This window comes from Microbacterium sp. AC215, assembly GCF_979258645.1.
In genome coordinates, this window is record NZ_OZ409869.1 from 2475124 (window position 1) to 2501340 (window position 26217).

The window sequence follows — 26217 nt, forward strand, 5'->3', positions numbered from 1 at the left end:
AACACCCCTCATGACCGATGCGCTTCTCACCGAGACCCGCGACGACACGACGGCCGCATGGTGGCGCCAGGCCGCCGTCTACCAGATCTACCCCCGCAGCTTCGCCGATGCGAACGGCGACGGCCTCGGTGACATCCCTGGCATCGTCTCGCGGGCCGACTACCTGCGCGACCTCGGCATCGACGCCGTGTGGCTCAGCCCGTTCTATCCGTCGGCCCTGGCAGACGGGGGCTACGACGTGGCCGACTACCGCGACGTCGATCCGCGCCTGGGCACGCTCGACGACTTCGACGACATGGTCGCGGCGCTGCACGAGCGCGGCATCCGCGTCGTGGTCGACATCGTGCCGAACCATTCGTCCGACCTGCACGAGTGGTTCCAGGAGGCGCTCGCCGCAGGCCGCGGCTCGGCGGCCCGCGAGCGGTACATCTTCCGTGAGGGATCCGGTCCCGACGGCGCGGAGCCGCCGACAGACTGGACCGCCGCGTTCGGCGGATCGGCGTGGGAGCGGGTCGATGACGGCCAGTGGTACCTGCACAGCTTCGCCCCCGAGCAGCCCGACTTCAACTGGGACCACCCGGAGGTGCGCGAGGACTTCCTGACGACGCTGCGCTTCTGGTCGGACCGCGGGGTCGACGGCTTCCGCATCGATGTCGCCCACATGCTGACGAAGGATCTGACCGAGCCGCTGCCCAGCACCGCCGATCTCGAGCTGCTCCCGCACGACGGCAACCATCCGCTGCACGACCGCGACGACGTGCACGAGATCTACGCCGAGTGGCGCCGGGTCTTCAACGAGTACGACCCGCCCCGCACCGCCGTGGCCGAAGCCTGGGTCAGCACTCCCGAGCGCCGCGCACGGTATGCCTCGGCCGAGGGGCTCGGGCAGGCATTCAACTTCGACCTGCTGGTCGCCGACTTCGACGCGACGCAGTTCCGCACGGTCATCACCGACAACCTCGCGCAGTCCGAGGCCACCGGGTCGTCGACGACGTGGGTGCTGTCGAACCATGACGTCACCCGCCACGCGACGCGCTACGGTCTCGCGCCGCTCGAGGGGCGCGCCGGAGTGAAGCAAGGGGTCGAGTGGGTCGCGGCCGGCGGGCCGGAGGATCAGCTCGATCGCGAGGCGGGTCTTCGCCGAGCGCACGCTGCGACGCTGCTGCTGCTCGGGCTCCCCGGCAGCACCTACCTGTATCAGGGCGAGGAGCTCGGCCTCCACGAGGTCGCCGACGTCGCGCCCGAGCAGCGTCAGGACCCGGCGTTCTTCCGTGGTGCCGTCTTCGACGGACTGGGACGGGACGGATGCCGCGTGCCGCTGCCCTGGACCGCATCCGGACCGTCGTTCGGCTTCGGATCCGCCGAGGCGCACCTGCCGCAGCCCGCGTGGTTCGCCGAGTCCGCGGTCGATGTCGAGGCCGCCGATCCGTCGTCGACGCTCTCGCTCTACCGGGAGGCGCTGCGGCTGCGGCACGAGCTGCAGACCGAGGAGAGCCTGGAGTGGATCGAGACCGGCCGGCCCGATGTGCTGCGCTTCGCTCGCCCGAACGGCTGGCAGATCGTGACGAACTTCGGCACCGAGCCGTTCGACCTCGGAGCGGATTCCGCCGATGTCGTCCTCGGCACGGTGGTCGACGGGGCGGTCCCGGCGGACTCGACCGTGTGGATCGCGCCGGGTCTCCTCGGCTGAGCCGGTCTGATTGCAGGACGAAAGCACGGATGCAGGGCGAGAACACGGTTCCTCGTCCTGCATCCGTGCGTCGCCCCTGCAATCGATCGTGAAGAGTGCCACCCCAGCCCACCGATTTGATAATGGTTCTCATTAGCGTTTAGAGTGGGGGGCATGAAGAAGCCGTTCGTCGCCCTCGCCCTCGCATCCGTCGCCGCACTCTCGCTGGCCGGATGCTCGACCACCCCCGCTGCGGGAGAGGGCGGCGACGGCGGAGCGGTGACGGTCGTCGCGAGCACCAATGTCTACGGTTCGCTCGCCGAGCAGATCGGTGGCGACCGCGTCGACGTGACCTCGATCATCACCTCGGCCACGCAGGACCCGCACTCGTACGAGGCCTCGGCCCGTGACCGCCTGACGGTGCAGAAGGCCGACCTCGTGATCGAGAACGGCGGCGGCTACGACGGCTTCATCGACACCCTGCTGCAGGATGCCCAGGACCCGCACATCGTCACCGCCGTCGAGTTCTCGCACGATTTCCCGGGCAACGAGGGTCACTCCGATGAGGAGGGCGCGACCGAGGAAGAGCACGATCACGACCACGCCGAGGGTGAAGAGGGGCATGAGGGCCACAATCACATCGAGGGCTTCAACGAGCACGTCTGGTTCGACCCGCACACGATGATCCACGTGGTCGAGGCGATCGCCGATGAGCTTGCCGCGATCGACCCCGACGGCGAGGCGGAGTTCACCGCCAACGCCGAGGACATCGTCGCCGACCTCGAGGGCTTCGAAGCCGACCTCGAGACCCTCAAGACGGATGCCGCCGGCGCCGATGTGATCATCACCGAGCCGCTGCCCGGCTACATCGCCACCGCCGCCGGACTCACCGATGTGACCCCCGAGGGATTCGCGGAGTCGGTCGAGGAGGGCAGCGATGTCGCCCCCGCGACCCTGCTCGAGACCCTGAACGTCGTCGACAGCGGCGACGTGGCAGCCGTGCTCACCAATGCGCAGACCGGCGGGGCCGAGACGCAGCGCGTCGAGGATGCCGCGACCGCCGCCGGCATCCCTCTCGTCGCGTTCACGGAGCTGCTGCCCGAAGGATCGTCGTACTCTGAGTGGATGAGTGACGCGATCCAGAGCCTCGCCGACGCGCTCCAGTCGTGAGCGCCGCCGCCGACGCGCGGGCAGGAGCCGAGAAGTCGAACCCCGTGCTCGAGGTGAGGGGAGCCGCCCTCCAGCGCGGTGACCGGGAACTGTGGTCGGGCCTCGACCTGACCGTCGAGCCCGGGGAGTTCATCGCCGTGCTCGGACCGTCGGGTTCGGGCAAGACCACGCTGCTGCGCAGCATCCTGGGCCTGCAGCCGCTGTCGGCCGGCGAGATCTCGGTCGCCGGCGGGCCGGTGCGCAAGGGCAACCCGCGCATCGGATACATCCCGCAGCAGCGCTCGCTGGCTCCCGACACGAGCATGCGGGCCCGCGACCTCGTGGCGCTCGGTGTGCAGGGCAGCCGCTTCGGCTTCCCGATCCCGCACCGCGGCGACAAGGCCAAGGTCGATCAGCTGCTCGCCTCGGTCGGAGCCGCGCACTACGCCGACCGCCGGGTCGGCCTCCTGTCGGGCGGTGAGCAGCAGCGACTGCGCGTCGGTCAGGCGCTCGCCGACGAACCCGCCCTGCTGCTGTGCGACGAGCCGCTGTCGAACCTCGATCTCGCGAACCAGGTCGCGATCACCGACATCATCGACCGCCAGCGTCGCGATCGCCGCGCCGCCGTGCTGTTCGTCACCCACGACATCAACCCGATCCTCGGCCGCGTCGATCGCATCCTCTACATCGCCGGCGGTCGCTTCGTGCTCGGCACCCCCGAAGAGGTGCTGCAGACCCGCGTGCTCACCGAGCTCTACGGCACCCCGGTGTTCGTGCTGCGCGCCGGCGACCGACTCGTCGTCGTCGGGGTGCCGGATGCCGAGCCCCACCACCTGCACGACCACGACCACGACCACGGAGGTGCCGCATGACCGTCATCACCGGCATCGTGCCTGCGGTCGACTGGAGTGACGTGTTCTCGTTCCAGGACTACGGCGAGCTCGTCGCCCTGCTCGCGAACTCGATCATCGCGGGTGCGGTGCTCGGCATCGTCGGCGGACTGATCGGCGTCTTCGTGATGCAGCGCGACCTCGCGTTCGCGGTGCACGGCGTCAGCGAGCTCTCGTTCGCGGGTGCCGCCGCAGCGCTGCTCTTCGGGGGCAGCGTGGTCGTCGGATCCCTCGGCGGTGCGCTCGTGGCGGCGATCCTGATCGGCGTCCTGGGGGCCAAGGCCCGAGATCGCAATTCGATCGTCGGGGTGCTCATGCCGTTCGGCCTCGGCCTCGGCATCCTCTTCCTGTCGCTCTACGACGGGCGCAGCGCCAACCGCTTCAGTCTGCTGACCGGACAGATCGTCTCGGTCTCGAGCCCCGACCTCGGCTGGCTGCTCGGCATCAGCATCGTCGTGCTGCTCGGGCTGCTGCTCATGTGGAACCCGGTGCGCTTCGACTCGCTCGACCCCGAGTCGGCCGCGGCCCGCGGTGTGCCGACCCGCGCGGTGAGCCTGCTCTTCATGGTGCTGCTCGGTCTGATCGTCGCGGTCAGCGTGCACATCATCGGCGCCCTGCTCGTGATGGCGCTGCTCGTGACTCCCGCGGCGGCCGCCATGCGCGTCTCGGCCGGGCCGGTCGCGGTGCCTCTGCTCGCGGCGCTCTTCGGGTTCGTGTCGGCCGTCGGCGGCATCCTGCTCGCCCTCGCGGGCACGCTGCCGGTGAGTCCGTACATCACGACCCTGTCGTTCACGATCTACGTCGTGTGCTGGATCATCCAGCGCGCCCGAGGCGGCGTGCGCCGCGTGCGGGCCTGACGTTCCCAGGGCCCGGCAAGGGCGGCGCGCCTAGAATCGTGGGTATGGCTCAGCGGAACACCTGGCAGCGCGATCGCGTGCGCGAAGCCCTCGCCGACGCGCGAGGATTCGTCAGCGCGCAGAATCTGCATGCCTCGCTCCGCGACGACAACACCGGCATCGGCCTCGCCACGGTCTATCGGGCCCTGGCCGGACTCGCCGCAGCCGGCGACGCCGACTCGCTGCAGAGCCCCGAAGGCGAGGCGCTCTACCGCGCCTGCACGACGCAGGGCCACCACCACCACCTGATCTGTCGCAACTGCGGACTCACGGTCGAGATCGAGGCGACCGACGTCGAGCAGTGGGCGCACCGCACCGCGGCCCTCCATGGCTTCACGGATGCCGCGCACGTGGTCGACATCTTCGGGCTGTGCGCCTCCTGCACCAACAAGCGGGACGCCGAAGAGGCAGCGAACGCGTGACCACCCAGGCCGCTCCACGGACGGTGCACTCGCACCGGCCCTCCCGATCGCCGCGCTCGCCGTGGATCGGGGTCGGCCTCGGCGCCGCGATCGTGCTCGCGCTCTTCCTGATCGACCGGTTCCTTCCGTCGCTCTTCACCGCGAGCCTGCCCAGCAGGGCTCAGGACGGACTGACCCTCGCCCTGAGCGTGCTCATCGAGGCGCTGCCGTTCGTGATCCTCGGCGTGCTGCTGTCGATCGTCGTCCAGGTGTGGCTGCCCGCCGACGTCATCCACCGCTGGCTGCCGAAGCGCGCATGGGCGCGGCGTGCGGTGCTGTCGCTGCTCGGCATGCTCATCCCGGTGTGCGAGTGCGGCAACGTGCCCTTCGCCCGCGGTCTCATGATGCGCGGGCTCGCACCCGCCGAGGCGCTGACGTTCCTGATCGCCGCCCCGATCGTGAACCCGATCGTGATCCTGACCACGCACGCGGCATTCGGCTTCGATGACGGCATCCTGGTGGCCCGTCTCATCGGCGGATACCTGATCGCCAACCTCATCGGCTGGATCTACAGCCGCCACCCCTCGCCCGACTCGCTGCTCACCCAGCGGTTCATCGACACCTGCGACCGCGTCACGCACGAGCACGGCACACCGGTGCGCCGCAGCCTCACGCAGTTCCTCGTCGAGCTGCGCGCCGTGATGCCCGCGCTCGTGATCGGATCGGCGCTCGCCGGAGCGGTGCAGGTGCTGATCCCGCGCGAGGTGCTGCTGGCGATCGGCTCGAACCCGGTGCTGTCCATCCTGGCGATGATGGCCCTCGCGATGACCGTCGCGATCTGCTCGAACGTCGACGCCTTCTTCGCCCTGTCGTTCGCCTCCACCTTCTCGTCGGGCGCGCTCGTGGCGTTCCTGCTCGTCGGCCCGCTCGTCGACGTGAAGATGCTCGCCCTCATGCGCACGACCTTCACCACCCGCACCCTCGTCGGGATCGTCGGCGTGGTGCTGTTCGCCGCCTTCGCGATCGGGATCGGGGTGAACGTCCTTGTCTGATCACGCGCACCCCACGCAGGCCCGCTCGCGCGCCCGTGGCCTGGGCACCCGCTGGCTCGGCATCGGTCTCGCCACGGTGATCTCGGTCGTCACGCTCGGACTCGGCCTGACCGGTCGCCTGAATCTCTACATCAGCCCCGAGTCGGTGTGGTTCGCCTGCGCCGCGGCCGTCGTGACGCTTGCCGGAGCGATCTGGTCGTGCACCCTGCCGCTCGGCGAAGAAGGCGACCACGGACACGATCACGGACACGGCACGGATGCGGATGCCGAGCCGTCGCCTCGCCGCAGCCTCGCCCTGGTGGGCACGGTCACCGGAGGTGTCGTCGCTTCGGGTGTCGTCATCGCAGCGCTCGTGCTGCCGCCCGCATCGCTGTCGGTCGAGCTGGCGATGTCGCGGGTCGGAGAGCAGACCGCGCTGTTCGCCGGGGCCGACGATGTGACCCTCGGGGTCGCCGACACCGCGACCTTCGGGGTGGGCGACTGGGCGAGCGTGTTCGCGACGGCGACCAACACCGCCGCCTACGACGGCAAGACGGTCACGCTGACCGGCTTCGTCACCCCCACGGATGCCGACGGCGTCAACCTCACGCGCCTCGTCATCACGCACTGCGTGATCGACGCGCAGCCGGCGACGCTGCCGGTGACGATCGATGCGGGAGAGTTCGACACCGGCCAGTGGGTCGAGGTCGAGGGCACGGTCAAGGCGGATGCCGACGGCTCGCTGCACGTCGAGCCCACCACCGTCACCGCGATCGACGAGCCTCAGGACCCGTATGAGTACTGACGACGAGCGCCCCGACCTCCCGGCGGTGCCGCGCACGCGCGCCGAGCTGCGCGCCGCCCGCGAGGCGGAAGCGGCCGCTGCTGCCGCGGATTCCCCGTCGCCGTCGGTGAGCGACGCCGGCGCAGCCGAACCCACCGCCGAATCGCCGGACGAGGGCGGCGGGGCAGAGCGAGCCGGAACGTCTCCTGCGACCGACACGCCTGTCGTCTCGCCTGCGGCTCGCGGGGCTCGCGGGGCCGGCGGCGAACGGCCGACGCGTTCGACCTTCGTCCCGCCTGATGCGGAGTCCACGACGTCGTTCGCGGCTCACTCCACGACCGACTACGCGCCCCCGGCGCCGGTGCAGCCGAAGGCCGAGAAGAAGCCGAAGGCCGAGAAGAAGCCCAAGCCGGCGAAGGCCGCCAAGCCCGCAAAGGCCGCCAGGCCCGAGAAGCCCGCCAAGCCGGAGAAGCCCGCGAAGCCCGCGAAGCCCGAGAAGTCCGACACCCCGAGCGACCGCCGGTTCCTGCTGGCGCTCGGCGCTGTGCTCGGCATCCTCGTGCTGGTGGGGGCGGGACTCGGCGTCGTCAGCCTCACCCAGGGACCCCGCATCACCGAGGTGCAGGTCGACCCGACCGAGGCCATCGAGACCTCCGGCAGCCGGGTCATCCTCACCGCGAACCAGTCCCTCGCCGCGATCGACGAATCGCAGGTGACGGTCGATCCCGCCGTGCCCTTCACCCTCGACGCCGCGGGCCGCGGCATCGGCATCCGCTTCACCGTGCCGCTCGACGATGACACCGAGTACACGGTGAAGGTCGCTGATGCGGTCGGCGCCGGAGGCGGCCCGAGCGCCACGCTGTCGACGAGCTTCTCGACTCCGGCATCCCACATCTTCCTGCTGCGCCGAGACCCCGACGGGAACGACCAGATCTTCCGCACCGACCTGTCGGGTGAGAAGGCACAGCCCGTGTTCGCGGCCGACAGGATCAATGACTTCCGCGCGACGTCGTCGCAGCTCGTGGTCTCGGTCGAGGAGGACGAGGGCTCGAAGCTGCTCGTGATGGATCGCGACGGGACGGATCAGCGCGAGCTCGAGCTGCCCGGTGTCGGATACGTCGGGGCGATCCAGGTCTCCGACCGCGGGGGTCTGGTCGGCTACAGCTACTCCGACAAGGAGCTCAGCGATACGGAGGGGCGCGCCAGCGTGCTCGTCACCCAATCGCTGAGCGGCGACGACGAACCGGTGGTGACAGAGGTCGGGGGCAAGGAGGCGAACATCTTCGTCTGGCAGTTCGTGCCGGACAGCTCCGCCGTGCTCTTCATCGACTTCGACGGTGCGCTCTCGCTGGTCGACCGCTCGACCGATGCGGGAGTGCAGTCCCTCGGACTCGCGACGACCATCCAGGGCATCTCGCGGGGCACGTACACGGCGATCGTCGAGCGACTCGACGGCACGGTGGTCGAGCTGAACCTCGCTGACGGGTCGGAGGTGCCGCTCGAAGCATCGACTCCCGACTACGGCACCGCGATCACGATCACGCCGTACCCCGGGGGCACCCTCCGCCACGTGGTGTCGCGCGACGAGAACGGTCTGCCCGTCGGTCAGGCGGTCATCCGGGTCAACGACGAGGGTGCGGCGACACCGCTCGTCGAGGTCGATTCGACCGACTCGATCCTGCAGGCCTGCGCGTCGCCCAGCGGCCAGTACGCCGCGGTCGTCATAGCGCCGGAGCTCGCCGACAACCCCTACGACCAGATGCTGCTGCCGCTTCCCGAGAACCTCGAGACGCACCTGCTCGACCTGCGCACAGGTGACGAGATCGTGGCGCTCACCGGCTTCGACGCCTCGTGGTGCCAGACGGCCCCCCAGTTCTGAGCCCATGCCGACGGATGCCCTGCACCGAGCGACCCGCGCCGAGCTGAGCGGGCTGCCGGTCGAGGTCGCTCCGCTGCTGCTCGGCGGCGAGCTGCGCACCCTCGTGGCCGGCTCCGAGGTGCGACTCCGACTCACCGAGGTCGAGGCCTATCACGGGCAGGGCACGGGACCGGCGGCCGACCCCGGGTCGCACGCGCGCATGGGGCGCACCGCACGCAACGCGACGATGTGGGGCGAGCCGGGGCACCTGTACGTCTATCTGAGTCACGGCATCCACTCGTGCGTGAACGTCGTCTCGGGCCCCGAGGGTCAGGCGGGCGGGATCCTGCTGCGTGCGGGCGAGGTGGTGCACGGGGCGGATGCCGTCGCGGTGCGCCGCCGTGCGACGCCCCCTCTGACGGCGACTGCGCTGCGCGACCTCGCGCGGGGGCCCGGTCGATTCGGCCAGTCGGCGGGCCTGCGGCATCCGATCCACGACGGCATCGACGCGATCACCGGAGCGGAGTTCGCGGGCGCCCGCGCCGAGCTGTGGCTGCGTGACGAACCGGTAACCGATGTGGCGACCGGGCCGAGGGTCGGTGTGGCCGGCATCGCCGGGACCGCGGCATTCCCCTGGCGCTTCTGGATCTCCGGCGACCCGACGGTCTCGCCGTTCCGCTGGGGGAGGGGCGCTCAGGCCGAGTCTCTCCACACCACGGGCGTCGGCAGCATGATCCCCTCGCGCGGACGCTGATCGTCGCGCAGCTGCGCGAGGACGGATGCCGCGGCCGCGGCCCCGAGACCTTCGGCCGGCTGGTCGACGGTCGAGAGCAGCGGGGTGGTGCGCGTCGCCCACGTGCTGTTGTCGAAGCCGACCACGCCGACGTCATCCGGCACACGCCGTCCCGCTTCGCGCAGCGCCCACATCGCTCCGGCGGCCACCGCGTCGGACGCGGCGAAGACTCCGTCGATGTCGGGTGCTCGGTCGAGCAGTCGCTTCATGGCGGCGGCTCCGTCGGCGTAGGAGTACAGCGGCACCTCTTCGACGAGGTCCGGATCGAAGCCGTCGCCGAGAGCGTCGGTGAATCCGGCGAGTCGATCGGTGCCCGAGTCGCGGTCGAGGGCGGCGGCGATCATGCCGACCCTCGTGCGACCGGTCGCCAGCAGACGTGAGGTGACGGCCTGCGCGGCGCCGCGGTTGTCGACGCCGACCCAGGCGGCATCGACGTCGGGTGGGTGGCCGACGTAGGCGACAGGCAGGTCGAGTCGCATCACGGCCTTGGTGATCGGATCCTGCGCTCGGGCCGAGACGATCACAGCGCCGTCGACGAACCCGCCGTTGAGGTAGCGGGCGACGCGTTCGGTGTCTCGCACCGAGTCGACCACGAGGCAGACCATCTGGTAGTCCGCCTCGGAGAGAGTCTCGTTCGTGCCGAGCATGATCGCGCCGATGTTGGGGTCTTCGAGGAACAGCGCGTGCGGCTCGTGCACGATGAACGCGATGGCCTGGGTGCGCTGTCGCACGAGGTTCTGGGCGGCGGTGTTCGGCACGTAGCCGACCTCGCGGATCGCCTCTTCGATCGCGGTGCGCGCGGCGTCCGACACGTAGCCGCCGTTGATCACGCGGCTGACGGTTCCTCTGGAGACTCCGGCGACGCGCGCGACATCGTGCACGGTGCTGCGACGACGGGCCGAAGTGCTCATGATCGACAGCCTAGCGACCCGGACTTGACGGGATTCGCCACGACATGCGACGATGTGTGCACGTTCACAGAAACCCCGATCGCTGTTTCGACGCAGCGGACTGTGCACGTGCACACATGATCCGCAAAGGAGCGTCACCGATGGCCGCCGCTGTGTCCGACCGCATCGCCACCCTCTCCGCAGGGCGCGGCCTCGTCTTCGGATGCGACTACAACCCGGAGCAGTGGGACCGCAGCGTCTGGCCCGACGACGTGCGGCTCATGCAGCAGGCCGGCGTGGGTCTCGTGGCGATCAACATCTTCGGCTGGTCGTCGATCAACCCCGCCAGGGGAGTGTGGGACTTCGCGGCGCTCGACGAGATCATCGCGCTGCTGCACGCCGCGGACATCCGCATCAACCTCGGCACCGGCACGGCCTCGCCCGCACCGTGGCTCACCGCGCAGCATCCCGAGATCCTGCCGGTCGGCGAAGACGGGACCGTCTTCCAGCAGGGCGGTCGTCAGGGGTACTGCCCGAGCTCGCCCCTCTTCCGCGCGTACGCCGCCGAGGTCGTCACCCGTGTCGTCGAACGCTACGGCGACCACCCGGCCGTCGCGCTCTGGCACGTGTCGAACGAGCTGGGCTGCCACAACGCGCTCTGCTACTGCGACACGAGCGCCGAGGCCTTCCGTGGCTGGCTGCGCGAGCGGTACGCCGACATCGACGCGCTGAACCGCGCGTGGGGCACGACATTCTGGAGCCAGCGCTACAGCGACTTCGACGACGTGCGGGTGCCCGCTCAGGCCCTCTCGCTGCGCAACCCGGGGCAGATCCTCGACTTCCAGCGCTTCAGTTCCGACGAGCAGCTCGCGCTCTACCGCGCCGAAGCCGCGATCCTGCGCGAGCGGAGCGACGTGCCGGTGACGACCAACTTCATGGTCACCGCGCACATCCGCAACCTCGACTACTGGTCGTGGGCGGGCGAGATGGATCTGATCGCCAACGACCACTACCTCGACCGTCGCCTCGACGACGCGCGAGGCGAGCTCTCGTTCGCCGCCGACCTCACCCGCGGCCTCGCCCAGGGTGCGCCGTGGCTGCTCATGGAGACCTCGACCGGCGCAGTGAACTGGCAGCCCTACAACCTCGCCAAGGCTCCCGGTGAGCTGCAGCGCAACATCGCCGCCCACATCGCGCGCGGCGCCGACGGCATCTGCTTCTTCCAGTGGCGGGCGTCGACCCAGGGCGCCGAGAAGTACCACACGGCACTCGTGCCGCACGCGGGCGAGGACTCCGACCAGTGGCGCGAGGTCGTCGCGCTCGGCGGACTCCTCGATCGCCTGGGCGAGGTCGCCGGGACGCGCGTCGTCGCCGACGCCGCACTGTTCTTCTCCTGGGAGAGCTGGTGGGCCGCCGAGAACGAGGGCCGTCCGAGCGAGGCGCTGACCTACCTCGGCCAGGTGCATGCCGCGCATGCCGCGCTGGCGGATGCCGGCGTCACGACAGACGTCGTGCGCCCCGGCGCCGACCTCGACGGCCACCGCCTGCTGATCGTCCCCGCGCTGCACCTCATCGGCGATGCGGATGCCGCGGCGATCGCCCGCGCGGTCGAGAACGGCGCGACAGCACTGATCACCTTCTTCAGCGGCATCGTCGACGAAGAAGACAGAGTGCGCACCGGCGGCTATCCCGGCGCGTTCCGCGACCTGCTCGGCATCCGCTCGGAGGAGTTCACGCCCCTGCGTCCCGACGAGACCGTCACCCTGACCGACGGCACGACCGCGACAGTGTGGAGCGAGCGCCTGAAGGCCACGGATGCCGAGGTCATCGCGTCGTTCGTCGACGGCCCCGCCGCCGGACGCCCCGCGATCACGCGGCGCGCGACGGGAGCGGGCGAGGCCTGGTTCCTCGGCACCCAGCCCGCTCGCGAGGACTACCGCGCACTGATCGCACGGCTCGCCGCATCCGCGGGTGCCGCGCCCGTCCCCGGCGCCGGACCCGACGTCGAGATCGTGCGCCGCACCGGCGACGCCGGCTCGTTCCTGTTCGTCATCAACCACGGATCCACGGATGCCGAGGTCGCGGCCGCAGGTCACGACCTCGTCACCGACGCCCCCGCCACCGGCCCGGTGCCGGCCGGTGCGGTCCGCATCATCAAGGAGGATGTATGACCACCACGCTCGCCGCTCCGGCGGTCGCCTCAGCGCCGAAGGCGCCGGGCCGCCGCCGACGGATCCCGCACAAGGGCGCCATCGCGTTCCTCATCGTGCCCTTCGGCGTGCTGTTCGCGCTGTTCTACGTCGTCCCCATCGCCTACGCGTTCTGGCAGTCCCTGCTCGTGGTCGAGCGCGACGGCACCTTCGGCAAGGCCGAGCAGGTGTTCGGCGGCTTCACGCAGTACGTGCTCGTCTTCCAGAACGAGGCCTTCTGGGCATCGATGGGGCGGATGCTGACCTTCGGCGTCGTGCAGGTGCCGGTCATGCTCGGCCTGGCCCTGCTGTTCGCGCTGCTGCTGGACTCGCCGCTCGTCCGCGGCAAGCGCTTCTTCCGCCTCGCGTTCTTCGTGCCGTATGCGGTTCCCGGTGTCATCGCCGCGATCATGTGGGGCTCGCTGTTCTCGCCCAACCTCTCGCCGTTCACCGCGATCACCAAGAACATCGACTTCCTCGGGGCAGACCTCGTGCTGTGGTCGATCGCGAACGTCGTGACGTGGGTCTACGTCGGCTACAACATGCTGATCATCTACTCGGCGCTGCTCTCGATCCCGCAGGAGCTCTACGAGGCGGCCATCCTCGACGGCGCCGGACAGTGGCGCATCGCCTGGTCGATCAAGATCCCGCTGGTGCGCCCGGCGATCGTGATGACCGCGATCTTCTCGATCATCGGCACGCTGCAGCTGCTCGCCGAACCACAGGTCTTCCGTTCGTTCAGCTCGGCGGTCACGAGCACGTTCACCCCGAACATGACCGTCTACGCCACGGCATCCATCCCGAACACCAACCTCGCGGCCGCGTTCTCGGTCGTGCTGGCCGTGACGACGTTCGTGCTGTCGTTCGGATTCATGAAGTACATGCAGCGCAAGGAGCAGAACGCATGAGCACCATGACGATCGTCGCCCCCGGTCGGGGCTCGCGCGCACAGGCCCCGCGCGGAAAGGGTGCTCGCGAGTCGGGCATCTCCCGCACCGGCGCCATGCTGATCATGGCCGTGTTCACGGTCTACTTCCTGCTGCCCCTGTGGTGGCTGCTCGTCGCGTCGAGCAAGGAGACCGGCGACATCCTGACCACCGCCCCGCTGTGGTTCGCCGACTTCCACCTGCTCGACAACATCGCCGAGCTGTTCGCCTACCGCGACGGCGTCTACCTGCGCTGGCTGCTGAACTCGGTGCTCTACGCCGCGCTCGGCGGTGCCATCGCGACCCTGCTCGCCGCCATGGCCGGCTACGCCCTCGCGAAGTACCGGTTCCCGGGCCGCGACCTGATGTTCGACATCGTGCTCGGCGGAGTGCTGGTTCCCGCCACGGCCCTCGCGCTGCCGCTGTTCCTCATCTTCAGCCAGGCGCAGCTGACCAACACGTTCTGGTCGGTGTTCCTGCCGTCGATCGTGAGTCCGTTCGGCGTCTACCTGGCGCGGATCTTCGCGGCCTCCTCCGTTCCCGACGAACTGCTCGAGGCGAGTCGGCTCGACGGCGCGGGGGAGATCCGCACGTTCTTCACGGTCAGCATCCGACTGATGACGCCCGCGCTGGTGACGATGTTCCTCTTCCAGTTCGTCGCCATCTGGAACAACTTCTTCCTGCCGATGATCATGCTGCGATCCGAAGACCTCTTCCCGGTCGTCTTCGGTCTCTACAACTGGAACAACCAGCTGAACCAGCTGCCGGAACTCCGTGGTCTCGTGCTGATCGGCGCTCTGCTGTCGGTCATCCCGCTGATCGTCACCTTCCTCCTGCTCCAGCGCTTCTGGCGCAACGGACTGGGCGCCGGCGCCCTGAAGTGAGCAGGCGGCCGCCCGGACCGACCGGACGGCCCGCACCACCGCACCATCCCTACCGCACCACCCCCATCGCATCCACGAAAGGATCGAAATGCAGCATTCGAAGATGAAGGCAGCCGCTGTCATCGCCATCTCGGCACTCGCGCTCGCCGGTTGCTCGGCGTCCGGCGGAGACAGCTCCGGCACCGGCGGCGACGCCGCCGCCGCGTGCACCCCGGCGGACGGCGACGTCACGCTCGAGTTCACCTCCTGGATACCCGGCATCGAAGACGTCGTCGAGATCTGGAACGAGGCCAACCCCGAGATCCAGGTCGACGTGCAGACCGGCCCGAACGGCAACGGCGGCACTTACCAGAACTTCTTCAACCAGATCAAGGCCGGCGATGCGCCCGACCTCGGTCAGATCGAGTACGACGCGCTGCCGAACTTCCTCGTGCAGGACGGCCTCGAAGACCTCAGCGCCTGTGAAGACGTCGTCGCCGCGGAGGACCAGTTCGTCGACTGGGCCTGGGGACAGGTCACCCTCGGCACCGAGGGCGTCTACGGCGTTCCGCAGGACACCGGCCCCATGGCGCTGTTCTACCGCGCCGACCTCTTCGAGCAGAACGGCATCGCGATCCCCACCACGTGGGACGAGTACCGCGAGGCGGCCGTGAAGATCCGTGACCTCGGCGGATACATCACCAACTTCTCGCAGTCGGACATCAACCAGTTCGCCGGCTTCGCCTGGCAGGACGGCGCTCAGTGGTTCTCGAGCGACGACGAGGGCTGGACGGTGTCGCTGGCCGACGACGCGACCACCACGGTCGCCGACTTCTGGCAGAGCATGCTCGACGACGACCTCGTCGCCACGGTTCCCGCCTGGACCGACGAGTGGAACAACGCCTACAACTCCGGTCAGGTCTGGACCTGGAACTCCGCCGTCTGGGGCGCCAACTCGATCTCCAGCGGAGCCCCCGACACCGCCGGCTCCTGGGCTGTCGCACCGCTGCCGCAGTGGGAGGCCGGCGGCACCGCGGCCGGCAACTGGGGCGGGTCGTCGACCGCTGTCCTCAAGGGCAGCGAGCACGTCTACGAGGCGACGAAGTTCGCGCTGTGGCTCAACACGTCGGATGAGGCGCTGACCGCGCTCGCCGAGGCCGCCAACCTCTACCCGGCCACGACAGCCGGTCTCGAGCTGCCGGTCTACGCCGAGGGCGTCGAGTTCTACGGCGGACAGAAGATCTACGACGTCTTCGCCGACGCCGCCACCCAGGTCTCGCCCGACTTCGCGTGGGGCCCGACCATGACCCAGACCTACTCGGACGTGTCCGACGGCTTCAAGGCCGCGGTCTCGGGCAACGGCACTCTGCTCGACGCGATCGAGAAGGGCCAGACGGCGACCATCGACGCGCTCAAGGCCGCATCGATCCCCGTCACGGAGTAACACCTCTCGGAGGCCCGCCCGTATGCTCACGGGCGGGCCTCCCCCTTTTCGTCTGGAGCGGCAATGAGCGAACTCGTACACCTGACCTCGGCCGGCGTCAGCGTCGTCATCGACACGACGAGTGCGCGACTGCTGCACTGGGGCGCGGCGCTCGACACCGCCGACCTCGACGCACTCGCGGTGTCGTCGACCGGTGCTGTGACGTTCAGCTCGTTCGACGCCTCGCGCACCGTCCCGCTGCTGGCCGTCGAAGCCGACGGATGGTCCGGCGCCCCGGCGCTCGCCTGGCACCGCGGCGGGCTGCACAGCGCGCCGCTGCTGCGCTCGACCGGGTGGAAGGCGACGGAGTCATCGCTGCGCGGGGAGTTCGCGGATCCCGCGGCCGGCGCATCCGTCGTCCTCGATCTCGAGCTGGATGCCGTCGGCGTGCTCACCGCCCGGGTGTCGGTGACGAGCACGGCGGATGCTGCCGAGCCGCTCGACCTGCTCGCCGCGCGCATCCTGCTGCCGATCCCCGCGCATGCGACAGAGGTGCTCGATCACACCGGACGCTGGACGGGCGAGCGGCGACCACAGCGAGGCGCCCTGCGCCACGGAGCGCACCTGCGTCAGGTGCGCCGCGGTCGCGGTGGCCACGACGCCCCGTACCTGACCGCGATCGGCACCGACGGGTTCGGCTTCCGCCGAGGGGAACTGTGGACCGCGCACGTCGCGTGGAGCGGGGACCTCGAAGTCGGCGTCGAGCGTCTTCCCGAGGGCGCCGGCGTTCACGGGGCGGTGCTCGGCGGGGGAGAACTGCTGCTGCCCGGCGAGATCCGGCTCGGCGCGGGGGAGACGTACGTCTCGCCTCGGGTGTTCCTCGCCTACGGCGAGAGCGGGCTCGACTCCGTGTCGGCCCGCCTGCATCAGACCGTCCGCGCGTTCTCCGCACACCCCACGACGCCGCGCCCTCTCGTGCTCAACACCTGGGAGGCCGTGTACTTCGACCACGACCCCGCGAAGATCATCGAGCTGGCCGAGGCTGCGGCATCCGTCGGCGTCGAGCGGTTCGTGCTCGATGACGGATGGTTCCGCGGACGGCCCGACGACCGATCAGGACTCGGCGACTGGTTCATCGACGACGCCAAGTGGCCGGAGGGGCTGCGGCCGCTCGCCGATCAGGTGCACGGTCTCGGGATGCAGTTCGGTCTCTGGTTCGAGCCTGAGATGGTGAACCCGGTCTCCGACCTCGCCGCGCAGCATCCGGACTGGGTGCTGCAGGCCGCGCCCGACGCGCCCACCTGGCGGCATCAGAAGGTGCTCGACCTGGCGAACCCGGATGCTGCGGCCCACCTGCTGGAGCGCATCGACGCCCTGGTCTCCGAGATCGGCATCGACTTCATCAAGTGGGACCACAACCGCGACCTGCACGCCGCGGTGTCGCCGCACACCGGCCGCGCGTCCGTGCATGCTCAGACGGCCGCCTTCTACGCCCTGCTCGACGCGCTGCGCGAGCGGCATCCCTCTCTCGAGATCGAGTCGTGCGCGAGCGGCGGAGCCCGCGTCGACCTCGGGGTGCTCCAGCGCACCCAGCGCGTCTGGGGCTCGGACTCGAACGATCCGATCGAACGGCAGCAGATCCAGCGCTGGACAGGCACTCTCGTGCCCCCGGAGGTTGTGGGGTCTCACGTCGGTCCGCCGGTCGCCGAGACGACGCATCGCGCGGCATCCTTGCCGTTCCGCATGGCCACCGCGCTGTTCGGGCACGCTGGCATCGAGTGGGACATCACGCGGTGCACGGATGACGAGCGGGAGGCGCTGACCCGCTGGACGGCGCTCTATCGCGAGCTGCGGCCGCTGCTGCACTCCGGGGTCACCGTGCGCAGCGACGAGGTCGACGACGAGACGCTGCTGCACGGCGTCGTCGCGGTCGACGGCTCGCGCGGTGTGTTCGCGTGGGTGCGGCAGGGTGCGTCGGTCGACGCGTTCACGCCGCGCACCCGCATCCCCGGACTGCAGCCCGGCGGGCGCTACCGGCTGCGGGTGCGGGACGAGCTGGGAACCGCGACGCGGCATCAGGTCTCGGATCCCGCCTGGCTGGATGCCGGGATCGAGGCGACCGGCGCGTTCTTCGAGGCGGTCGGGGTGCCCCTGCCCCTGCTCGCGCCGGGGGCGGCGCTGCTGCTCGAGGTCGTTCGGGTCTGACTCGGGGTCGTGCTAAACTGAATCTTTGTCTGCGCACACTCCTGTGCGTAGTTCGCGTGCTTCCCCTTCTTCGGCCGAGAGATCGGCGATGCGGGGTGGCGCGCAGACAAGGGATCTTGGGTGAGACCGTCCGGTCTCACGGTATAGAAGGAGTCACATCATGGCAGCAGTGTGCCAGGTGACAGGAGCTGTTCCCGGCTTCGGTCACAACGTCTCGCACTCGCACCGCCGGACGAAGCGTCGCTTCGACCCGAACGTGCAGAAGAAGACCTATTTCGTCGCTTCGCTCGGTCGTAAGATCACGCTCAACGTGTCCGCCAAGGGCATCAAGGTGATCGACGTCCGCGGCATCGAGAACGTGGTCAAGGACCTCCAGGCGAAGGGTGTGAAGCTCTAATGGCCAAGAAGGCTCAGGACGTACGTCCGATCATCAAGCTGCGCTCCACGGCAGGTACGGGCTACACGTACGTGACCAAGAAGAACCGCCGCAACACCCCCGACCGCCTCGTGCTCAAGAAGTACGACCCGGTCATCCGTCAGCACGTCGAATTCCGAGAGGAGCGTTGATCAATGGCTAAGAAGAGCAAGATCGCTCGCAACGAGCAGCGCAAGGTCATCGTCGAGCGTTACGCAGAGCGTCGCGCCGAGCTGAAGAAGACCCTGGTCGACCCGAACGCCACCGACGAGGCCCGCGAGGCCGCACGCGTCGGCCTGCAGAAGCTGCCGCGCAACGCGTCGCCGGCTCGCGTGCGTTCGCGCGACGTCATCGACGGCCGCCCCCGCGGTGTCCTCACGAAGTTCGGCGTCTCGCGCGTCCGCTTCCGTGACATGGCACACCGTGGCGAGCTGCCCGGTGTCACCAAGTCCAGCTGGTAAGTCTCAGCAGACAAGCCGAAAGGGGCGAGGATCTTCGGATCCTCGCCCCTTTCGCTATGCCCGGGCCTGCGGCGCTCGCTGCGAAGGGGATCTCTCGCTGAGAAGGGGATGCTGCGCCATTCGCTCCTTCGTTGCATGAGATCTCCTTCGCAGCAGTCGCTCTGCACCGAGGGGCCGAGTTCACGGTTCTCTACAGGGGCCGGGTGCGCGGCCGCCTCGGAAGTCGACCACGGGGGAGTATCGCCTGATGGATGCGGTCACCGAGCTCGAACGTCAGGGTGGGGTCGCGCGCGTCGAGCGACTTCGGTCACTCGGGGTGAGCGCTCACACACTGCGCCGTGCGAAGGAGCTCGGTGCGGTGAGATCGATCCGTCGAGGATGGATTGCGCTGCCCGACGCCGACCCGATCGTCGTGGGCGCCGCGACTCGCGGGGTCGTCATCACCTGCGTCACCGCAGCCGAGCGCATGGGGTTGTGGGTGCCGAATGCATCGTCCGTCCACGTCGCTGCCCGCCCGAATGCCGCCCGCGTGCGGGTGCCGTCGCAGGTCGTCGTCCACTGGTCGCGCCCGGCGGTTCAGCGCGACCCCGACTCCACCGTCGACGGGCTCGTCAACACCCTCGCCGTGGTGGCGCGCTGCCAGCCGAGAGAGACCGCCCTGGTGATCTGGGAGTCGGCTCTCAACAAGGGGCTCGTCGACGAGCGTGTGCTGTCGCGATTCGAGCTGCCGCCCGCCGCCCGGGAGCTGCTCGAATCCGCCAGGCCGTTCTCGGACTCGGGTCTCGAGACGATCTTCGTGTCGAGGCTGCGGTGGTTGGGTCTTGCGATGGTGCAGCAGGCGTGGCTGCACGGACACCGTGTCGACCTCCTGATCGGCGAGCGCCTGGTGATTCAGATCGACGGAGCGACACACGTCGGAGCACAGCGGACGGCTGACATCGAGCATGACGCACAGCTCATGCTCCGTGGCTATCACGTGCTGCGGTTCGGATACGAGCAGATCATGGCTCGCTGGCCAGAAGTGCAGGCGATCATCATGGATGCTGTCGCTCAGGGCAGGCATCTCGGCTGATGTCCTCGCTTGCAGAGAAGGAGATCTCACCCAGCGAAGGACCGAATGCGTCATCCAGTCCTTCGCTGCGCGAGATCTCCTTCGCACACCGAGTCGCTCTCCGTATCGCAGACGCCCTCCGAAGCGCCGCAGCGCCCCGCATCAGGCGACGGATGCTGCCGCGTGCTCCACCGCCCAGGTGAGCGCGTAGTCGGCGATCTCCTCCCAGCCGTCCTGACTGACGAGACGGTGGGTGCGGCCCGCATACTCCTTGTACTCGACGATGGCGGTGCTGCCGGACGAGTGGTACTTCTTCACGATCGCGCGTCCGATGGCCGGGGGCACGACGTGGTCGATCTCTCCGGTGATGACGAGCAGCGGGGCGCGGTCGGCGCGTGCGTAGTCGACGTGGGTGACTCCGCCCTTCTCGTTGAGCACCGAGGTCACGCCCTCGAAGAAGACCTTGTTGTAGGAGTTCACGGCGTACTCCTCCCAGAGGGCGTCGGATGCTGCGCCGGGGAGGTCGTTGCCGAACGTGAAGTGGAAGTGGCGCTTCGACAGCGGCTTGGCTCCGTTGATGCCGAAGGGGTTGGAGAGGATCGGCGTTCCGGTCCACAGGGTCGAGAGGGGCAGTGCGGTGACGCCGGCGGTCTGTCCCGGGGCCACGCCCACGTAGGCGGCGCCGAGGCCGCGGTCGGCGAGCATCTGGGTGAGCACGCCGCCGAACGAGTGGCCCATGATGATCGGCTTGACCGGAAGCGCACGGATGATGCGCTCGTAGTTGTCGGCGATCTGCTTCAGGCCGATCCCCTTGAGGGCCGACGGGTCGCGGCGGATGTCCTCGACGGAGCGGTCGTCGATCCCGGGCCATCCCGGGATGATCACCTCGTGGCCCTGCGCGCGGAACCGCTCGGCCCACGTGTCCCAGCTCTTCGGCGTCATCCAGAGTCCGTGGATCAGGACGATCGGGGTCTTGTCGGTGCTGTTCATCGTTTCTTCTCCTGTGTCTGCCCCGCCCGGTGCGAGTGCGTTACGCTGATAGTAGACCGAACGTTCTATCTAGCGCAACCTATTCCCGAAAACCCGAATCGGATGACACGATGAGAGGGATCATCATGAAGACCACGACTTCCAGCTCCGCTCCGACGACGGCTCCTAAGCGGCCCAGCGCAGCCCGCACCCGGCTGATCGACACCGCCACAAGGCTCTTCTACGAAGAGGGGATCCACGCGGTCGGCGTTGACCGCATCATCGATGAGGCCGCGGTCACCAGGGCGACGCTCTACAACCAGTTCGGCGGCAAGGAGAACCTCGTCCTCGCGTACCTGCGCAACGAAGACGAGATGCTCCGCGCGATGTTCGCCGACGCGGGCGAGGCGGTGACGGATCCTGCGCAGCTGGTCGACGCCGTGATCGACGGCATCGCCGCCGACATCCGCCTCCGGCACACGCGTGGCTGCCCGTTCATCAACGCGGCAGCGGAGTATCCGGATGCCGACGGTGCCGTCCGTCTGCTGATCGACGAGCACCGGGAGTGGTTCCGCTCGACGCTCCAGGCCGTCGCCGAGCAGGCCGGCCTCGAGAGCCCCGTCGATGTCGCGGCGTCCCTCGTGCTGCTGCGCGACGCCGCGCTCGTCGGCGGGTACCTCGACGGAGACGAGCGGGTCACGCCGGCGTTCGAGCGCACCGCGCGCTCGGTGGTCGCCGCCCACCGCCCGCTCTGACGCGGCGACGGGGCGGCGGATGGCGGCGGGTCGATGGCGGCCAGCTGGCGGCTGACTGGCGGCTCGGTGGCGTGGCGGCGGATCGGGGCCGCTGGAGAGCATGGAGGACATGAACACGACACGGATCACGGAACTGCGCCAGGCGCAGGGGTGGACTCAGGAACGACTGGCGACCGAGAGCGGCGTGGGACTCAGAACCGTGCAGCGCCTGGAAGCCGGACAGGATGCGAGCCTGGAGACGCTGTCTCTGGTCGCGGATGCGCTGCAGGTGCCGGTGCGGGACCTCTTCGCCACGATCGACGATGAGGCACTCAGCAGCCGGGTCGATTCGCTGCAGCAGCGCACGGATGACCAGCAGGCCGCGCGTGATCGCATCGCCCACGCCTGGACCTGGCTCTATGTCGGCATCGGCATCGTGTGCACGCTGCTGAGCTTCACGTTCTCGTATGGACTCGTGCTGTTCCTGTCCTACTGGGTGGGCGGGTACGTGATCCTCACTGCGCTGCGTCGGATCGTCCTCGAGCCCCGGCTGGACGCCCGGTACCCGTTGTCGAAGGAGACCCGCACCCGTCGTGCGAAGCGCCGCGCCGCGATGGCCTCCGCCGCGGCCGACGACGCATCCCCGACCGCCACGACGACGGCTGAACCGGCCTGAGACGCGTCGCCGCCCGGGCTGATCTTCGCGCGCCGAGCGAAGGAGATCTCTCTCACGCAAGGATCGAACGGTGATTCCGAGCCTTCGCGGCAAGAGATCTCCTTCCCGCGATGAGGCCGACAGGCGCGCTGAAATCGATGCCCCACGAGTCACATTCGTCACTTCTGCCCCACGACACGCCGCCGAAAAGCCCAAAACCCGCGAAATGACGCGGAAATGTGGGTGGTGGTTGGTACATTCAAGGCGGTCACTCGACCAACGGAGGGCAGCAGCCCTCTGAACCACAACGATGCGACGGGAACCTCGTCGCTGGAGGATGACATGGCTGACAAGTCCATCACCAAGACCGAGCTCGTCGCGAGCATCGCTTCTGCCACCGGCCAGAGCCAGGCCACCGTCTCGGGTGTCCTCGACGCGCTGTTCTCCTCGGTCTCCGACGCTGTTGCCAAGGGCAGCAAGGTCTCGATCCCGGGCTGGATCTCGTTCGAGCAGGTCGCGACCGCAGCTCGCACGGGCCGCAACCCGCAGACCGGCGCCGAGATCAAGATCCCGGCCGGCCACCGCGTCAAGGTGACCGCTGGTTCCAAGCTCAAGGCTGCCGTCAAGTAAGACCGCACCTCTTCGAAGGCCGCTCCCGATCCGTCGGGGGCGGCCTTCGTGCGTCCTCCCCGGATCCGCGGCTTAGGCTGGAGGGGTGAGTGCCCGCGCCGTGCAGACCCCGACCCGCTCCGCGTATCGCGCGGCCGGAATCGGCATCCTGCTCGCGACCGGACTGATCGGCGTGATCTTCGCCCTCGTGATCGGCGGAGGCGCGGCTCCGCTGCTGCTGCAGGATCCAGGTCCCTTCGTGCGCTGGGCCACCCCCATCGTCAAGCTCGTGATGAACATCGCGGCCGCGGCGATGCTGGGTTCGCTCGTGCTGGCGCTGTTCGCCCTGCGCAGCGAGGAGAAGTCGTTCGACACGGCGCTCAACACGGCCTCGGCCGGCGCTGCCGTCTTCACGGTCACCGCCGGCATCAGCGGATTCTTCACCTTCATGGCGGCCTTCAACCCGCAGCTGAGCGCCGAGCGCGAGTTCGGTGAGCAGCTCGGACGATTCCTGCTGCAGCTGCCGCTCGGTCAGTCCTGGCTGATCACCACGATCATGGGCTCGGTGATCACCGTGCTCGCGTTCGCGTGGCGCACGTGGACGCCGACGCTCATCACGGCGATCCTCGCCGCGGCATCCTTCCTTCCGCTGGCGACGCAGGGTCACTCCGGGGAGCTCGCCGGTCACAACATCGCGGTGAACTCGATCCTGCTGCACACGATCGGCGCGGCGGTGTGGCTCGGCGGCCTGCTGCTCGTCGTGATCCTGCGCGACCGCTCGGGCGTGGGCACAGCGCAGCTGGTGAGCCGCTATTCGAGTCTCGCGATCGCCGCGTTCGCCGTCGTCGCGATCTCGGGTCTCGCCCGCTCCGTCGTCTCGTTCGGCGACATCTCGCAGCTCTGGACGCCGTACGGCACCATCCTGCTCGCGAAGGTCGTGCTCCTCGTCGGTATGGGAATGCTGGGCGCCTGGTATCGCACCCGCCTGATCCCTCGGCTCGAGGACGACGGAGCCGCGCGCTGGTTCTGGATGCTGGTGTTGTGCGAGGTCGCTCTGATGGGTCTGGCCTCGGGAGCTGCCGCCGCGCTCGCGCGCACGCCCCCGCCCACCGGTGAGGAGGCGGCGTTCGTGCAGACCCCCGCCGAGAACCTCACCCGCTCCCCGCTGCCGCCGGAGTTCACGATCGACCGCTGGTTCACGGCGTGGGACATCGACGTGCTCTGGCTGGTGGCCGCCGGGTTCGGCCTCTTCCTCTACCTCGCCGGCGTGCGCCGACTGCGGCTCCGTGGTGACCGCTGGCCGATCCACCGCACCGTGTTCTGGGTGCTGGGAATGCTGATGCTGCTCTGGGTCACGGGCGGCCCGATCAACGCGTATCAGGAGTATCTCTTCAGCGTGCACATGCTGGGGCACATGATGCTGTCGATGGCGATCCCGCTGCTGCTCGTCTCGGGGGCGCCGGTCACGCTGGCCCTACGAGCGATCCACAAGCGCGACGACGGCACCCGCGGTGGTCGCGAATGGATCATGTGGGCCGTGCACTCGCCGTTCTCGAAGGTCGTCACCCACCCGTTCGTGGCGGCGGGCATCTTCATCCTGTCGCTGTGGGCGTTCTACTTCACCGACCTGGTGCGCTGGTCGATGTTCGAGCACCTCGGCCACGAGTGGATGGTCGCGCATTTCCTCATCTCCGGCTACCTGTTCGTGCTGAGCCTGGTCGGCGCCGACCCGGTGCCCTACCGTCTGCCCTACCCGGGGCGCCTCATCACCCTGATCGCCATCATGGCCATGCACGCCTTCTTCGGCGTCGCGATCATGATGCAGGAGGGGCTGATGGTCGCCGACTGGTTCGGGTCGATGGGTCGCACTTGGGGCCCGACGCCCATCGAGGATCAGTACATCGGCGGCGGCATCGCGTGGTCTATCGGAGAGATCCCGACTCTGATCCTCGCGATCACCGTGGCGATCCAGTGGAGCCGCAGCGACACCAAGCTGCAGAAGCGCCGCGACCGTCATGCAGACCGCACGGGCGAGGCGGAGCTCGAGGAGTACAACCAGAAGCTCGCGGCTCTCGCCGAGCGCGACCTGCGTCAGGCGGAGCGCGACGCGCGGTGACCGTGCTCCCGGCGGGCGTCAGCCCGTGGACTCCTCGTCGGGGGATCCGACCCGGATCGACACCTTGCCGTCGGGGAGGATCGTGATCGATCCGTTCACCTGGAACGGGATGTCCTCCGACCGCTCCTGAACCGAGCCGTCGAAGAGCGAGCGGATCTCGACGTCGACGTGCGCGACGGCATCCGTCGGAGGGATCTTCCAGTGTCCGCCGTCGGGCACGACGCTCACCTGCGGTTGTGCGGCGATCGACCACTTCGGCAGCGAGGCGAGGCGGTTGGAGACCTCGAGGCCGAACGGGCAGGCGGTCGGCTGCAGTACCTCCTGCGTCGTGCAGGCGGTGAGGAACTCCTCGACCCGCTGCTGCACCACCGCGACGAAGTCCGAGGTGGGCTCGGTCTGCACGTCGACGGGCGTGGTGGCGAGCGGGGTGTCGGCGAGGACGCCGATGCCCTCGGACTCCGCGATCGCAGTGTCGACGGTGACCGAGTACAGCCCCGGCGTGAAGACCAGCAGGGGAAGGGGATCGAGGGGTGCGGCCTCCGCCCCGGCGGGTGAGACCTGGCGGCGATCCATCTCGAAGCCGTTGACGGCGAACTGATCGGCACCGCGCACCGTGAGCTCGACCACGGCCAGCGGGCTCGTCGTGAAGCGCCAGTTGGGGGTGACCCCCGCCCAGCCGTCCTGCTCGACGGTGAAGGTGGTGGTGCCGGCGTGCCCGCTCGCCTCGTACGACACGGTCACCTCGGTCTTGCCGGACTCGTCGGCCTGTTCCGACTGCACCTCCACGTCGGTGAGCGGCGCGAGTGCCGAGTGACGCAGCAGCGCCTCCGACGCGGTGGCTCCGATGCCGGCGATCTCGAGGGTCTCCCGATCGATCGCGACGCCGGGCACGCGCAGAGCGTCAGCCGCTCGTCCTTCCGAGAGCAGGTCGAGGTAGCGCACGACGAACGCCGACGGCCCGTAGAACTGCTGGTACAGGGTGGCTCCACCTGCACCGAGAGCGGCGACGAGCACGAGGCCGACGACCGCGAGGAGCGCGAGATCGGCAGCGAGGCGCGAGCGCCGGGGCGCCTTCGTCTCGACCTGCTGCATGGCGTCAGTCTAGAAGCGTGGCCTGGGACGACGCCGTGCGTGAGTCGGTGTGCGTCGGCCGCGATCGCTGTGTTCCTCGGATGCCGGGCGGCGCCGCCACGTAGCATGGGGAGGCACGGTCTCGCCGTGCATTCCCGCCTCCGTCCGT

At 69.1% G+C, this 26217-nt stretch carries 25 protein-coding genes; 22 read left to right on the forward strand and 3 right to left on the reverse strand.

Annotation, left to right across the window (positions count from 1 at the left end; all coding sequences use genetic code 11):
• Positions 1 to 10 precede the first annotated feature (10 nt).
• The 9 genes from ACZZZF_RS12040 (at position 11) to ACZZZF_RS12080 (ending at position 9432) form a co-directional block, all read left to right on the forward strand.
• Positions 11 to 1690: a glycoside hydrolase family 13 protein gene (locus ACZZZF_RS12040; protein WP_463498465.1), complete on the forward strand. Its 1680-nt coding sequence runs from the start codon at positions 11 to 13 to the stop codon at positions 1688 to 1690.
• Positions 1691 to 1843: 153 nt separating this feature from the next.
• Positions 1844 to 2839 (forward strand): metal ABC transporter solute-binding protein, Zn/Mn family, encoded by a 996-nt coding sequence (locus ACZZZF_RS12045; RefSeq protein WP_394195126.1) that lies wholly within the window; start codon positions 1844 to 1846, stop codon positions 2837 to 2839.
• A complete protein-coding gene (locus ACZZZF_RS12050) occupies positions 2836 to 3690 on the forward strand; it encodes a metal ABC transporter ATP-binding protein (protein WP_056275410.1) in 855 nt (284 codons plus the stop codon). The genes ACZZZF_RS12045 and ACZZZF_RS12050 overlap by 4 nt, the downstream gene beginning before the upstream one ends.
• A complete protein-coding gene (locus ACZZZF_RS12055; protein WP_463498468.1) occupies positions 3687 to 4565 on the forward strand; it encodes a metal ABC transporter permease in 879 nt (292 codons plus the stop codon). Before ACZZZF_RS12050 ends, ACZZZF_RS12055 begins: the two co-directional genes overlap by 4 nt.
• A gap of 44 nt (positions 4566 to 4609) precedes the next feature.
• Complete coding sequence (locus tag ACZZZF_RS12060) at positions 4610 to 5026, forward strand: Fur family transcriptional regulator (protein ID WP_042540517.1); 417 nt, start codon at positions 4610 to 4612, stop codon at positions 5024 to 5026.
• Entirely contained in the window at positions 5023 to 6057 is a 1035-nt protein-coding gene (locus tag ACZZZF_RS12065; RefSeq protein ID WP_150115130.1) for a permease, read from the forward strand. Before ACZZZF_RS12060 ends, ACZZZF_RS12065 begins: the two co-directional genes overlap by 4 nt.
• A complete protein-coding gene (locus ACZZZF_RS12070; protein ID WP_463498471.1) occupies positions 6050 to 6841 on the forward strand; it encodes a TIGR03943 family putative permease subunit in 792 nt (263 codons plus the stop codon). The genes ACZZZF_RS12065 and ACZZZF_RS12070 overlap by 8 nt, the downstream gene beginning before the upstream one ends.
• Positions 6831 to 8699: a hypothetical protein gene (locus ACZZZF_RS12075; RefSeq protein ID WP_463498474.1), complete on the forward strand. Its 1869-nt coding sequence runs from the start codon at positions 6831 to 6833 to the stop codon at positions 8697 to 8699. Before ACZZZF_RS12070 ends, ACZZZF_RS12075 begins: the two co-directional genes overlap by 11 nt.
• A gap of 4 nt (positions 8700 to 8703) precedes the next feature.
• Positions 8704 to 9432 carry a DNA-3-methyladenine glycosylase gene (locus ACZZZF_RS12080; protein WP_463498476.1) on the forward strand — a complete coding sequence of 243 codons (729 nt, stop codon included), beginning with the start codon at positions 8704 to 8706 and terminating at the stop codon, positions 9430 to 9432.
• Here ACZZZF_RS12080 and ACZZZF_RS12085 read toward each other — a convergent pair.
• On the reverse strand, positions 9372 to 10382 hold the full coding sequence (locus ACZZZF_RS12085; protein ID WP_463498479.1) for a LacI family DNA-binding transcriptional regulator: 1011 nt from the start codon (positions 10380 to 10382) through the stop codon (positions 9372 to 9374). The genes ACZZZF_RS12080 and ACZZZF_RS12085 overlap by 61 nt on opposite strands.
• Positions 10383 to 10522: 140 nt before the next feature.
• Here ACZZZF_RS12085 and ACZZZF_RS12090 point away from each other — a divergent pair, with 140 nt between their 5' ends.
• The 9 genes from ACZZZF_RS12090 (at position 10523) to ACZZZF_RS12130 (ending at position 19915) form a co-directional block, all read left to right on the forward strand.
• Positions 10523 to 12532 (forward strand): beta-galactosidase, encoded by a 2010-nt coding sequence (locus ACZZZF_RS12090; RefSeq protein WP_463498482.1) that lies wholly within the window; start codon positions 10523 to 10525, stop codon positions 12530 to 12532.
• Positions 12529 to 13458 (forward strand): carbohydrate ABC transporter permease, encoded by a 930-nt coding sequence (locus ACZZZF_RS12095; protein ID WP_053098126.1) that lies wholly within the window; start codon positions 12529 to 12531, stop codon positions 13456 to 13458. Before ACZZZF_RS12090 ends, ACZZZF_RS12095 begins: the two co-directional genes overlap by 4 nt.
• Entirely contained in the window at positions 13455 to 14360 is a 906-nt protein-coding gene (locus ACZZZF_RS12100) for a carbohydrate ABC transporter permease (RefSeq protein ID WP_372984668.1), read from the forward strand. Before ACZZZF_RS12095 ends, ACZZZF_RS12100 begins: the two co-directional genes overlap by 4 nt.
• Positions 14361 to 14448: 88 nt before the next feature.
• Positions 14449 to 15783, forward strand: a complete 1335-nt coding sequence (locus ACZZZF_RS12105) for an ABC transporter substrate-binding protein (protein WP_187249218.1) — start codon at positions 14449 to 14451, stop codon at positions 15781 to 15783.
• 63 nt (positions 15784 to 15846) lie between these two features.
• Positions 15847 to 17967: an alpha-galactosidase gene (locus tag ACZZZF_RS12110; protein ID WP_463498485.1), complete on the forward strand. Its 2121-nt coding sequence runs from the start codon at positions 15847 to 15849 to the stop codon at positions 17965 to 17967.
• A 160-nt stretch (positions 17968 to 18127) separates the two neighbouring features.
• The gene (rpmB, locus tag ACZZZF_RS12115; RefSeq protein ID WP_042540533.1) at positions 18128 to 18364 is read left to right on the forward strand and encodes a 50S ribosomal protein L28; all 237 of its coding nucleotides are present in this window, start codon (positions 18128 to 18130) and stop codon (positions 18362 to 18364) included.
• Positions 18364 to 18534, forward strand: a complete 171-nt coding sequence (gene rpmG, locus ACZZZF_RS12120; protein WP_017203558.1) for a 50S ribosomal protein L33 — start codon at positions 18364 to 18366, stop codon at positions 18532 to 18534. The genes rpmB and rpmG overlap by 1 nt, the downstream gene beginning before the upstream one ends.
• Positions 18535 to 18537: 3 nt before the next feature.
• On the forward strand, positions 18538 to 18843 hold the full coding sequence (rpsN, locus tag ACZZZF_RS12125) for a 30S ribosomal protein S14 (RefSeq protein ID WP_042540535.1): 306 nt from the start codon (positions 18538 to 18540) through the stop codon (positions 18841 to 18843).
• 247 nt (positions 18844 to 19090) lie between these two features.
• Positions 19091 to 19915, forward strand: a complete 825-nt coding sequence (locus ACZZZF_RS12130; protein WP_463498488.1) for an endonuclease domain-containing protein — start codon at positions 19091 to 19093, stop codon at positions 19913 to 19915.
• A gap of 141 nt (positions 19916 to 20056) precedes the next feature.
• Here ACZZZF_RS12130 and ACZZZF_RS12135 read toward each other — a convergent pair whose 3' ends face one another.
• Positions 20057 to 20884 (reverse strand): alpha/beta hydrolase, encoded by an 828-nt coding sequence (locus ACZZZF_RS12135; protein ID WP_463498490.1) that lies wholly within the window; start codon positions 20882 to 20884, stop codon positions 20057 to 20059.
• 125 nt (positions 20885 to 21009) lie between these two features.
• Between ACZZZF_RS12135 and ACZZZF_RS12140 the strand changes: the two genes are divergently transcribed.
• The 4 genes from ACZZZF_RS12140 to ACZZZF_RS12155 all read left to right on the forward strand — a co-directional run bounded on the left by ACZZZF_RS12140 (position 21010) and on the right by ACZZZF_RS12155 (position 24977).
• On the forward strand, positions 21010 to 21618 hold the full coding sequence (locus tag ACZZZF_RS12140) for a TetR/AcrR family transcriptional regulator (RefSeq protein ID WP_187249222.1): 609 nt from the start codon (positions 21010 to 21012) through the stop codon (positions 21616 to 21618).
• Positions 21619 to 21727: 109 nt separating this feature from the next.
• Positions 21728 to 22273, forward strand: coding sequence for a helix-turn-helix domain-containing protein (locus ACZZZF_RS12145; RefSeq protein WP_463498492.1), 546 nt, complete (start codon positions 21728 to 21730; stop codon positions 22271 to 22273).
• A gap of 321 nt (positions 22274 to 22594) precedes the next feature.
• Complete coding sequence (locus tag ACZZZF_RS12150; protein ID WP_042541574.1) at positions 22595 to 22882, forward strand: HU family DNA-binding protein; 288 nt, start codon at positions 22595 to 22597, stop codon at positions 22880 to 22882.
• An 85-nt stretch (positions 22883 to 22967) separates the two neighbouring features.
• A complete protein-coding gene (locus ACZZZF_RS12155) occupies positions 22968 to 24977 on the forward strand; it encodes a bifunctional copper resistance protein CopD/cytochrome c oxidase assembly protein (RefSeq protein WP_082297919.1) in 2010 nt (669 codons plus the stop codon).
• A gap of 18 nt (positions 24978 to 24995) precedes the next feature.
• Here the strand turns inward: ACZZZF_RS12155 and ACZZZF_RS12160 are convergent, their stop codons facing one another.
• Entirely contained in the window at positions 24996 to 26069 is a 1074-nt protein-coding gene (locus ACZZZF_RS12160; RefSeq protein ID WP_463498495.1) for a hypothetical protein, read from the reverse strand.
• Between the last annotated feature and the right edge of the window lie 148 nt (positions 26070 to 26217).